The sequence below is a fragment of the Tenacibaculum amylolyticum genome, from assembly GCF_964511145.1.
GTDB lineage: Bacteria > Bacteroidota > Bacteroidia > Flavobacteriales > Flavobacteriaceae > Polaribacter > Polaribacter amylolyticum.
In genome coordinates this window covers 74,583-86,738 of the sequence record NZ_CAZEFZ010000038.1, presented here as the reverse complement: position 1 = coordinate 86,738, position 12,156 = coordinate 74,583, and the positions used below count along the sequence as shown (strand labels likewise).

Genomic DNA, 12,156 nt, shown 5'->3' with positions numbered 1-12,156 from the left:
AGGATTCGAACCTGCGACCTCCTGCTCCCAAAGCAGGCGCGATGACCGGGCTACGCTACACCCCGATTTGATCATCTACAATTTTTTTTGCGGAGAGACCGGGATTCGAACCCGGGCATCCCGAAGGATGACAGCTTAGCAGGCTGCTGCATTACCACTCTGCCACCTCTCCCAAAGCTAATTTTAATGTTTCAATTAAAATGTTGTGCTTTAAAATTGCGAGTGCAAATATATAATCTTTTTAAAGTTCCCACAAACTTTTTTACACAAAAAAAAAACTACTCTGGATACTCTACTCGTAAGTGATAGATATTCATTAACTTACTCTTAATAACTTTTTTTATTTTTTCTATTTCTCTAAAAGTAATATCTGAGTTTATAAACTGATTGTTGTTTTTTTGCCCTTCTACAATCTTATCTATTAATTCATCTATAGATTGTGCAGAAGGTTGCTGTAAACTCTTTGAAGCTGCTTCTGCTGCATCACAGATCATTAAAATTGCTGTTTCTTTAGAAAATGGAATTGGCCCTTGATAACGGAACTTCTTCACCTCTACTTCTTCATCTGGATTATTATCTTTTTCTTTCTTATAAAAGTAATACACCAAACTTGTACCATGATGCGTTCTTATAAAATCAATAATTCTATCTGGAATTTTATTCTTCTTAGCTATTTCTATTCCGTTAATGACATGGTTTAAGATAATTTGCGCGCTATCTTTTGGAGACAAATCATTATGAGGATTTACACCTGTAATTTGATTTTCTGTAAAATACTTTGGGTTTACCATTTTTCCTATGTCATGATACAGTGCTCCTGTTCTTACTAACATTGAATTTGCTCCTATTTCATTTGCTGCTGCTTCTGCTAAATTTGCCACCTGCATTGAATGTTGAAATGTTCCTGGTGCTTTTTCATTTAACTCTCTAAGCAGTTTAGAGTTTGTATTCGATAATTCTAATAAGGTTACATCAGAAACTAAACCAAATACCTTTTCATAGAAATAGATAAAAAACACTGCTAAAAAAGACAATAATCCGTTCACTGCAAATAACCCAAAATAAATCCCTTTAATATTACTTACATTCCCTTCTTTAATAATTGAAAAGGCAAAATAGGTAACCATATAAATCAACGTAATTTGAGCAATCGATATAAATAAACTGGCTCTTTTATATAATTCGCTTACAGATAAAATAGTGACTATTCCTGCTATAATTTGTAAATAAATAAATTCAAAACTGTTAGGAACAATAAAGCCTAACAATAAAACAGTTAATACATGTGTAAATAATCCTAACCTTGCATCAAAAAAGGCTTTTAGTACTATTGGTAAAATGCTTAGCGGAATTACATAAAGGAAATCAGGATTATACTTTACCATTAGTGTTTGCGCAAAGATCATTAACAATATATTCGAGAATATAAATGTTACTTTGGTGTTATCAACAAAAATCTCTCTACGATAACGTTGCAAAAAGAGCAATAACATTAATAAAGCCAGCGCAACTAACAACGTATACCCTAACACTAACCAGTTATAATTAGATTTAGTCCAAATTTTAGATTTTGAAGCTTCCTTTAATGAGTTTAAAATATTAAATCGTTCTCCTTCAACAATATCTCCTTTTAAAATGATTAATTCATCTTTAGAAATTTTCCCTTTAGTGTAAGAAATATCATTTAAGAATTCATCTAATTCCTTTTGTGTAAATTCGGCATCAAATTGCACGTTAGATTGTAATAAATTAGAAAGCTCTTCAAATACATAATCTTTACCTGTTGAACGTTCAATATCACTAAACTCATCATTAATTTTAGTCAAAATATCTTTTGACTCTATAAGTCGATCAAAAGATATATCTTCTATTATATCTCCTTTTCTCAATACAATAATTGAATTCTTATTAATTTTTTTCTCAGAAGCATCATCTACAAAACCATAAGCGTAAATTGAATTTATTAATGCAACTCCTTTTTTAGTAAGTTTTGCTATTTGTTTAGCAGATAAACTATCAGAAGGTTTTAATAAGTCCATTCTATCTTTGAATGTCATTACTATCTTTTCTGGCACTTCTGTGTTGTAAAGAAAATATTGTTTTGAAGATGTTTTTAATCTATTAATCTCTTCTGCTATCTCTTCATCTGTTTTTTGAATAGCAAAGTCAAAAGGAGCATATAAATTATCGTATTGCCATGGTTTACCTTGAGAAAAATCATACCTAAATTTCCCTTCTTTAGGAAAGAAATAAACAATAGCAAAAGCTGTACTTATAAATAATAATACTTTATATACAATCGAATTATTTCTATATAAATAATTTATGATTTTCTTCATATTCGTTACTTTCTGAGTGGTAAATATAACCTTTTACGATTATTTGAGAACTTGCTATAAAATGGTTATTTTCGCATAACATTTTTTAACAAACAAACGCAATATGAAAGAAGTAGTAATTGCATCTGTAGCAAGAACTCCAATTGGAAGTTTTTTAGGAACGTTATCTAATATTCCTGCTCCAAAATTAGGTTCTGTAGCTATTAAAGGTGCTTTAGATAAAATAAATTTAAAGCCAGAAATGGTGAATGAAGTATACATGGGGAATGTTGTATCTGCTGGTTTAGGACAAGCTCCAGCTCGTCAAGCAGCTATTATGGCAGGAATTCCAGATACTGTACCTTGTACTACTGTAAATAAAGTATGTTCTTCTGGTATGAAATCTATCATGTTAGGAGCGCAAGCAATTGCATTAGGAGATGCTGATATTGTAGTTGCTGGAGGAATGGAAAATATGAGTATGATTCCACATTACCAACATGCTAGATCTGCAACTAAATTTGGTCCTGTAAAGGTAGAAGATGGAATGCAAAAAGACGGTTTAGTAGATGCTTACGAACAAGTGGCTATGGGAGTTTGTGCAGATGATTGTGCTGTTGAATATAATTTTTCAAGAGAAGATCAAGATGCATTTGCTGTAGAGTCTTATAACCGTTCTGCTAAAGCTTGGAGTGAAGGTAAATTTGCTGATGAAGTTGTTCCTGTAGAAGTGCCTCAAAGACGTGGAGAGCCTTTAATTTTTAGTGAAGATGAAGAATATAAGAATGTAAAAATGGAAAAAATTCCTGCTTTGCGTCCAGCTTTCACGAAAGAAGGTACAGTAACCGCTGCAAATGCTTCTACAATTAATGACGGAGGTGCTGCTTTAGTATTAATGTCTGCTGAAAAAGCTGAAGAATTAGGAATTCAACCTATTGCTAAAATAAGAGGATATGCAGATGCTGCTCATGAACCAAAATGGTTTACTACTGCTCCTGCAAAAGCATTACCTAAAGCATTAGCAAAAGCAAATATTAGAATAGAAGATGTAGATTTCTTCGAATTAAATGAAGCTTTTTCTGTAGTTGGTTTAGCTAATACTAAAATTTTAGGAATCTCTTCTGATAAAGTAAATGTAAATGGTGGGGCTGTATCTCTTGGACATCCATTAGGTGTTTCTGGAGCAAGAATAGTTATTGCATTGACTTCTATTTTAAAGCAAAACGACGCAAAAATTGGAGCTGCTGGTATTTGTAATGGTGGTGGTGGTGCTAGCGCAATGGTTATTGAAAGAATTTAATAGTATTTAAAATTTTATTGCTTGTACGGAATTTGTAATTTAAGTATCGTTCCTTTACGTATAGAACCAGATGACACTTCTGAAATGGTAAGCCAATTAATTTTTGGTGATGCTTTTCAAATTATTGAAAGTACTAAGAAGTGGAGTAAAATCAAATTAGCTTTTGATGGTTATGAGGGATATGTAGATAATAAACAATTTGAAAAAATTTCTGAAAATGATTTTCAGTCTTTGGAAAAAGAAGACAGCTATTATGCAGCTGAATTAATTGATTTCATTACAGATTCAGAAAATAATCTTACTACTATTCCTATAGGAGCTCGATTGCCTTTTTACAACAATAATTCCTTTACAATTAACAACAAAGTTTATAAATACGAAGGAAAAGTTACTCATAAAAAAAGAGATAAAATAGCCATTGTAGAAACGGCTTATCTTTTTTTAAATACTCCTTATTTATGGGGAGGAAAAACTCCTTTTGGTATTGATTGTTCTGGTTTTACACAAACGGTGTACAAACTATGCGGATATCCTTTATTACGTGACGCGAAAGAACAAGCAACACAAGGAGAAGTCTTAAGCTTTATAGAAGAGTGTGAGCCTGGTGATTTAGCCTTTTTTGATAACGAAGAAGGTATAATTACACATGTGGGCATTATTATGAATGATTATAATATTATTCATGCACATGGAAAAGTACGAATAGACAAACTAGACCATAGCGGTATCTATAATATAGATAGTCAACAACACACACATCGCTTACGAGTCATTAAGAAAATGATTTAATATAAAATAAAAAAGAGAAGTTTTTCAACTTCTCTTTTTTTTATACTTATTACGCTTTAAATAAGCTTTCAAGATTATCTCATTGATTTATATAAAGCTCTAAATTCTTTTGCTTTCGCTTCATTTTCTAAAACCTCGTAAATACTCATTAACGACTTTACTGTATCCACACTTCTATTTAAGCTATCTGCTTTTTCTAAATATGGTAAAGCTTCTTCGTAAACTTTCTTTTGTTGTAATGCTAATTGATCATACTTCTTAAAGTTTGATAAATTCTTGTTCATTTCTTCAACAATCGCTTTTTCTTTATCTAAAATTACTACAGATAAGTTCATATAAGCGTCTGCATAATCTGGCTTTAACTCAATCGCTTTTTTATAATACTTTGTAGCATCTTCTGCTCTACCTTGGTTAAAGTTTACTACACCTAAGTTGTAATATAATGTTGGGTTGTTTGGGTCTAAAGCAACTGCTTCACTCATCAATTCACCAAACTTATCCATTTTACCTAATTCAATGTATAATTGTGCTTCGTTTAAAATTAAATTTAAGTCATTCTTATTCGCTTTTCTAGCTTCAGAAATAGCAGCAATAGCTTCGTCTGTTTTTCCTTGCTCTTTTAAGATTAAAGCAAAATTTTTCATGATTGAAGCTGTTTTACCATCAGTAGTTTTTTCTTTCGGATTGTTATACTTTCCAGATTTTACCATTAAATCTCTTTGAGTCTTACTTCCTAAGTTTTCCTCTTTACCAGTAGACTTATTTGTAGCAAAATACTGTACTTCTTTACCTGTATAACCTATCTTCATTAACTCCTTATAATAATCGATAGCAGCATCATAATCTTTAGCTTGTGTTGCACTAACAGCAGCATTATATGCAAATGCCGTATCTCTAGGACTTAACTTATATGTTAAATAAAAATACTTAGATGCTTCATCGAAATTTTTATCATTATTATATAAGTTAATTGCTCTTTCTGATACCGTTTGGATTAACTTATCTAACATCGGTCTAGCATCTCCTGAATAACGCTCTTTACCTACTTGTTTTTCAAAAGCAAATAATTCATTAAATGCATCTGCTGCATTTTCATAATCTTTCTTACCTGCAAATGTTTGTCCTTTTAGGAAGTAGTATTTAGCTTTATATTTATCATCAGCTTCTTTAATCGACTCGTCTAAAGAGTTAACGAGCGTTAATGCTCCTGCGAAATCATTATTTTTAAGTGCCTTTTCTATAGATCTCAGCTCTTTCTTTTGCGCAAAAGAACCTAAGGTTAGTAATCCTAAAGAAATGGCTAAAATTTGTTTTCTCATTTTAGTTATTATTAGTTATTTATAATGTATTCTTAATTTACACTAGTCTCATTTTCAATTTCCGTGCCATTTTCATTTTCCTCTTCCTCATGCATCACTTTTGCAACTGCTGCGATACTATCATTATTCTTAATATTGATCAGTTTCACACCTTGTGTTGCCCTTCCCATCACTCTCAGGTTCTCAACAGCTAGTCTTATTGTAATTCCTGATTTATTGATAATCATTAAATCATTAGAATCATCTACATTTTTTATTGCGACCAAATTACCTGTTTTTTCTGAAATATTCAATGTTTTCACACCTTTTCCTCCTCTATTGGTAATTCTATAGTCTTCCAGTTTAGAACGTTTTCCGTATCCTTTTTCAGAAACTACTAAAATATTACTCTCCATATCATTTACAGAAACCATTCCTATTACTTCATCTTCATCGTGCTGTAAACTAATTCCTCGAACTCCAGAAGCTGTTCTACCCATTGGTCTGGTTTTCTCTTCTTCGAAACGAATTGCTTTTCCAGATTTTAAAGCTAACATTACCTGGCTATCTCCTGTTGTTAACTTAGCTTCTAGTAATTCATCATCTTCTTTAATTGTAATAGCATTAATACCATTTGCTCTTGGTCTAGAGTATTGCTCTAAAGGAGTCTTTTTAACTTTACCTTTCTTAGTAGCCATAATTACATAATGACTATTGATGTAATCTTCATCTTTTAAATCATCTGTAACTAAGAATGCTTTTACCTTATCATCTTGCTCGATATTTATAAGGTTTTGAATCGCTCTTCCTTTAGTATTCTTTCCTCCTTCTGGTATTTCAAATACGCGCATCCAGAATACTTTTCCTTTTTGAGTAAAGAACAACATGTGTTGGTGATTTGTACCTACAAATAAATGCTCTAAGAAGTCTTCATTTCTTGTAGTTACACCTTTTTGTCCTCTTCCTCCTCTATTCTGAACTTTATATTCATCTAAATTCGTTCTCTTTACATATCCTGCATGAGAAATAGTAACCACCACTTTTGAATTAGGGATCATATCCTCAATACGCATATCTCCACCTGCATATTCAATTACAGAACGACGCTCATCTCCATACTTATCGCGAACCTGTATTAACTCGTCTTTTATAATTTGATAACGCCTAGGCTCGTTAGCTAGTATATCTTTTAAGTCAGCTATTGTTTTAATAATTTCATCATACTCAGCTCTTAACTTGTCTTGTTCTAGTCCTGTAAGCTGACGAAGACGCATTTCTACAATCGCTCTTGCCTGTATTTCAGTCAATTCAAAACGCTCTATCAAACTAGCTCTTGCCTCATCTGCATTTGCAGAACCTCTAATAATTTGAATTACTTCATCAATATTATCTGAAGCAATAATCAGCCCTTCTAAGATATGCGCTCTTGCTTCAGCTTTTCTAAGCTCAAATTGTGTTCTACGAACAATTACTTCATGACGATGCTCAACGAAATAGTGAATTAACTCTTTAAGGTTTAACTGCTCAGGTCTTCCGTTTACTAATGCAATATTGTTAACACTAAACGATGTTTGTAACTGTGTATACTTGAATAATTTATTCAATACAATATTAGGAATTGCATCACGCTTTAAAACGTACACAATGCGCATTCCTTTACGGTCAGACTCATCTCTAATACTAGCAATTCCTTCTAGTTTTTTATCGTTAACTAAATCCGCTGTTTTTTTAATCATTTCAGCTTTGTTAACTTGGAAAGGAATTTCGGTAACAATAATACATTCACGGCCTTTAACTTCTTCAATAGTAGCTTTTGCACGCATTACTATACGGCCTCTACCAGTATGAAAAGCATCTCTTACACCATCGTATCCATAAATAATTCCTCCTGTAGGAAAATCTGGTGCTTTTACGTGTTGCATTAATTCATCGATCTCAATATCTCTATTATCGATATATGCAACTGTTCCATTGATAACTTCAGTTAAATTATGTGGCGCCATGTTTGTAGCCATACCAACAGCAATACCTGAAGCTCCGTTTACTAATAAGCTTGGTATTCTTGTAGGCAAAACTGTAGGCTCCTGTAATGTATCATCGAAGTTTAGTTTATGATCAACAGTATCTTTTTCGATATCAGAAAGCATTTCTTCTGATATTTTTTGCATTCTTACCTCCGTATAACGCATTGCTGCAGGACTATCTCCATCTACAGATCCAAAGTTTCCTTGTCCATCTACCATCATATAACGCATACTCCAATTTTGCGCCATACGCACCATAGAATCATACACCGATGTATCTCCGTGCGGGTGATACTTACCTAATACTTCTCCTACAACTCTTGCTGATTTTTTATATGCTCCCGTAGATTTTATTCCTAACTCATGCATCCCGTATAAAACCCTTCTATGTACAGGCTTTAAACCATCTCGTACATCTGGTAAAGCTCTTGAAACAATTACCGACATTGAATAATCAATGTAAGCGGATTTCATTTGTTCTTCGATATTAATTGGAATTAACTTTTCCCCGTCTGCCATATAACTCAATTTAAATCATTAATATTCATTTTGTTAAAAAAGTGAATTTTATTAGTTAAAATTCACTTTTCTAGACACTTGCATTTATTTACAAATACAAACAGTGCAAGATATGATTTTAACTAGAATTTCCCAACTTTTAACCATTCATTTTTACGTTATTTATTAACAATCTGTAAGGTTTATTAATATCCACACACTAATGTTAATAACTGTCTTTTTGTCTTGTTATTTTACTGGCATTGTTTTTGTATTTTTCTTTAAAATTCTTATTAACTTTACAACAAAGAAATTATTTATGGACGAAAATTTTTCACCTGGTGTAAGAGATGTGATCACTTTTAGTAAGGAAGAAGCCTTACGCTTGGGCCATGATTTTATTGGTACCGAACATCTTTTGCTTGGCTTAATAAGAAAAGGAGATGGAAAAGCGATAGAGATTTTAACGACTTTTGACATAGATTTAGATTTGGTTCGTAATAAATTAGAGAGGTTAAACCCTACTTCTCCTGTTTTAGAAACGAATCAAAAGAAAAATTTACATTTAACAAGACAAGCAGAGAAAGCCATTAAAACTACTTTTTTAGAGGCTAAATTATATCAAAGTGACGCTATAGACACTGCACATTTATTACTATGTATTTTGAGAAACGAAAATGACCCAACAACTAAGTTGTTACAGAAATACGATATTGATTACGATCAAGCGAAAGCTTTATACAAAGATTTAAATATCGACGACGACAATTTGCCTATAAGCCCAGTTGCAGAAACTCCAGATGATGAGTTTGCTGAAGAAAAATCGGGTCCATATGGGCAACAACAACCTTCGCAAAGAAGTAAAGCTAGTAAAAAATCTAAGACTCCTGTTTTAGATAATTTTGGTAGAGATTTAACTGCTTTAGCTGAAAATGGCAAACTAGACCCTGTTGTAGGTAGATTAAAAGAAATTGAGCGTGTTTCGCAAATTTTAAGTCGTAGGAAGAAAAATAATCCGATGCTAATTGGAGAACCTGGTGTAGGTAAATCTGCTATTGCTGAAGGTTTGGCTTTAAGAATTGTAAACAGAAAGGTATCTAGAATTCTGTTTGACAAACGTATCATTTCTTTAGATTTAGCAAGTTTAGTTGCTGGAACAAAATACAGAGGTCAGTTTGAAGAGCGAATGAAAGCTCTGATGAATGAATTAGAAAAGAATGATGATATTATCCTTTTTATAGATGAAATTCACACAATTGTAGGTGCTGGTGGAGCAACTGGTTCTTTAGATGCTTCTAATATGTTAAAACCTGCATTGGCTCGTGGAGAAATTCAATGTATTGGTGCTACAACTTTAGACGAATACCGAACTAATATCGAAAAAGATGGAGCTTTAGAGCGTCGTTTCCAAAAAGTAATGGTAGATCCTACTACTGTAGAAGAAACTGTACAAATTTTACATAACATTAAAGGTAAATATGAAGCTCATCATAATGTAGAATTTACTGATGAAGCTATTGATGCTTGTGTAAAATTAACGAACCGTTATATGACTGATCGCTTCTTACCTGACAAAGCTATTGATGCTTTAGACGAAGCTGGTTCTCGTATTCATATTACAAATATTGTTGTACCACAACAAATTTTAGAATTAGAATCTAAGCTAGAAGATATTAGAGAACGTAAAACAAAAGCAGTTAGCGGTCAGAAGTATGAAGAAGCGGCAAAACTTCGTGATGACGAGAAAAACATAGAAGCTGCATTAGATTCTGCTCAAAATCAATGGGAAGAAGATTCTAAACTACACAGAGAAACTGTTACTGAAGATAATGTTGCTGAAGTAGTTTCTATGATGACAGGAATCCCAGTGAACAGAGTAGCTGAGGCAGAAAGCAATCGTTTAGCTGAATTACCTCAATTAATCCAAGGAAAAGTAATTGGTCAGGACGATGCTGTTTCTAAAGTTGTAAAAGCAATCCAAAGAAATAGAGTTGGTTTAAAAGACCCTAATAAACCTATTGGTTCATTTATTTTCTTAGGTTCTACTGGAGTTGGTAAAACACAATTAGCAAAAGTATTAGCTAGAGAATTATTTGATTCTGACGAGTCTTTAATTCGAATAGATATGAGTGAATACATGGAGAAGTTTGCTATTTCTAGATTAATTGGTGCACCTCCAGGATATGTTGGGTATGAGGAAGGTGGACAATTAACTGAAAAAGTTCGTCGTAAACCATATTCTGTAGTATTATTAGATGAGATTGAAAAAGCACATCCAGACGTATTTAATATGCTTTTACAGATATTAGATGATGGATACGTTACAGATAGCTTAGGTAGAAAAATTGATTTTAGAAATACTATCATTATTATGACCTCTAATATTGGGGCTAGAAAAGTAAAAGATTTTGGTGGCGGAGTTGGTTTTGGAACACAAGCAAAAAAAGAACAAGAAGAAGCCCATGCAAGAAGTATTATTGAAGGTGCTTTAAAGAAATCTTTTGCTCCTGAGTTCTTAAATCGTATCGATGACGTAATTATCTTCAACTCTTTAGAGCGTGAAGATATTCACAAAATCATTGATATTGAGCTTAAGAAGTTATTAGATCGTATCTCTGATTTAGGATACCACTTAAACCTAACAGAGAAAGCCAAAGATTATATCGCTGATAAAGGTTTTGACAAACAATATGGAGCTAGACCTTTAAAGAGAGCTATTCAGAAATATATTGAAGATGCATTAGCTGAAGAAATTGTAAGCTCTAAATTAGATGAAGGCGATGCTATTTTTATGGATTTAGATGACAAAACAAATAAGTTATCCATAAAAATTGAAAAAGGTGAAAAACCTACTGAAACAAGAACAGAAATTGATGAAGAATAAATAACGAAAAATCCTGAGTTAAAGCTCAGGATTTTTTTATGCTTTTAACTTAATATTATTTTTATTCGTCTTCTTTATAAAACTTTCAAAATGAAATCAACTAAACCTATATATTCTTATCTATTTTTCTTGATAGCTGTATTTACTTTTACAGGAATTAATTCTTGTAAAAATAGCAATGCTACAGAAAGCAATAGAAGTATCGTTCCTAATCATATAAATTCTACACAAAAGAGAACTGTATCTGAAGCCGCAAAAAAGTACTGGTTTGATGGTAAAGCTGAAATTTCAAGTTATCAACTGAATCAAATTCGTTATGGCGAAATTCATAAAGGCACCGCCGCTCTTATTTTTGTTACTGAACCTTTCTCTAAAGAATCAAATACAAAAGCAGATTATGATAACGATAAAAACATACCTGTACTAAAGTTAAATACTACTAAAAAATTTAATACAGGTATCTATCCGTATTCAATGATGAATAGTACTTTTTTTCCTTTTGAAAGTGAAAGTTCATCTATTAAAATTGCTTCTTCTATGCAAGAATGGTGTGGTATGACTTTTATAGAAATGAAAAATAAAGGAGATTTTTTATTTAGCTTTAATTCATACTTTGAAGGCAATTCTTTTAAAGATAAAAAAATAACCAAAGCTATTTTAGAAGATGATTTATGGTCTTTAATTCGCTTAAACCCTGAATTACTTCCTGCAGGAAAACAACGTATTATACCTGGTATGTTTTATTTAAACTTAATGCATAAAGATTTTAAATCTTATGAAACTGTTATTACTTCAACAATAAACGAAGACAATACAATTTATAATATAACTTACCCTGAGTTAAACAGAACTCTTTCTATTCAATATAAAACAGAGTTCCCTCATAACATTCTAAGTTGGAAAGAAACTTATATCAGTGGTTATGGTACTAACAAAAAAACACTAACTACAGAAGCAACATTAATCAACTCTATTAAAGTTGATTATTGGAACAAAAACCAAAATAAAGACAGCTACTTAAGAAACACCTTAGGCTTGTAATTGT

At 32.1% G+C, this 12,156-nt stretch carries 7 protein-coding genes and 1 tRNA gene; 4 read left to right on the top strand and 4 right to left on the bottom strand.

Going from position 1 to position 12,156, the window contains the following annotated elements; genetic code table 11:
* Nucleotides 1-90: 90 nt before the first annotated feature.
* Nucleotides 91-172: transfer RNA gene (locus tag ACKTTC_RS12410), tRNA-Ser, on the bottom strand.
* Between the two features lie 106 nt (nucleotides 173-278).
* Nucleotides 279-2,339, bottom strand: a complete 2,061-nt coding sequence (locus tag ACKTTC_RS12405) for an HD family phosphohydrolase (protein WP_408040155.1) — start codon at nucleotides 2,337-2,339, stop codon at nucleotides 279-281.
* A 103-nt stretch (nucleotides 2,340-2,442) separates the two neighbouring features.
* Here ACKTTC_RS12405 and ACKTTC_RS12400 point away from each other — a divergent pair, with 103 nt between their 5' ends.
* Nucleotides 2,443-3,618: an acetyl-CoA C-acyltransferase gene (locus tag ACKTTC_RS12400; protein WP_408040154.1), complete on the top strand. Its 1,176-nt coding sequence runs from the start codon at nucleotides 2,443-2,445 to the stop codon at nucleotides 3,616-3,618.
* Nucleotides 3,619-3,639: 21 nt separating this feature from the next.
* Entirely contained in the window at nucleotides 3,640-4,407 is a 768-nt protein-coding gene (locus tag ACKTTC_RS12395) for a C40 family peptidase (RefSeq protein WP_408040153.1), read from the top strand.
* Between the two features lie 74 nt (nucleotides 4,408-4,481).
* On the opposite strand, the gene ACKTTC_RS12390 is transcribed toward ACKTTC_RS12395, so the two are convergent.
* On the bottom strand, nucleotides 4,482-5,726 hold the full coding sequence (locus tag ACKTTC_RS12390) for a tetratricopeptide repeat protein (protein WP_408040152.1): 1,245 nt from the start codon (nucleotides 5,724-5,726) through the stop codon (nucleotides 4,482-4,484).
* A gap of 32 nt (nucleotides 5,727-5,758) precedes the next feature.
* Nucleotides 5,759-8,248 (bottom strand): DNA gyrase subunit A, encoded by a 2,490-nt coding sequence (gene gyrA / locus ACKTTC_RS12385; RefSeq protein WP_408040151.1) that lies wholly within the window; start codon nucleotides 8,246-8,248, stop codon nucleotides 5,759-5,761.
* A gap of 298 nt (nucleotides 8,249-8,546) precedes the next feature.
* On the opposite strand from gyrA, the gene ACKTTC_RS12380 reads away from it, so the two are divergent.
* Entirely contained in the window at nucleotides 8,547-11,111 is a 2,565-nt protein-coding gene (locus ACKTTC_RS12380; RefSeq protein ID WP_408040150.1) for an ATP-dependent Clp protease ATP-binding subunit, read from the top strand.
* A gap of 90 nt (nucleotides 11,112-11,201) precedes the next feature.
* Nucleotides 11,202-12,152, top strand: coding sequence for a septum formation inhibitor Maf (locus ACKTTC_RS12375; RefSeq protein ID WP_408040149.1), 951 nt, complete (start codon nucleotides 11,202-11,204; stop codon nucleotides 12,150-12,152).
* Nucleotides 12,153-12,156 lie beyond the last annotated feature (4 nt).

Excerpts from the sequence above, each read along its gene's own strand:
- ACKTTC_RS12380 (WP_408040150.1), top strand. The coding sequence starts at position 8,547 with ATGGACGAAAATTTTTCACCTGGTGTAAGAGATGTGATCACTTTTAGT.
- ACKTTC_RS12390 (WP_408040152.1), bottom strand. The coding sequence starts at position 5,726 with ATGAGAAAACAAATTTTAGCCATTTCTTTAGGATTACTAACCTTAGGT.
- gyrA (WP_408040151.1), bottom strand. The coding sequence starts at position 8,248 with ATGGCAGACGGGGAAAAGTTAATTCCAATTAATATCGAAGAACAAATG.
- ACKTTC_RS12400 (WP_408040154.1), top strand. The coding sequence starts at position 2,443 with ATGAAAGAAGTAGTAATTGCATCTGTAGCAAGAACTCCAATTGGAAGT.
- ACKTTC_RS12375 (WP_408040149.1), top strand. The coding sequence starts at position 11,202 with ATGAAATCAACTAAACCTATATATTCTTATCTATTTTTCTTGATAGCT.
- ACKTTC_RS12405 (WP_408040155.1), bottom strand. The coding sequence starts at position 2,339 with ATGAAGAAAATCATAAATTATTTATATAGAAATAATTCGATTGTATAT.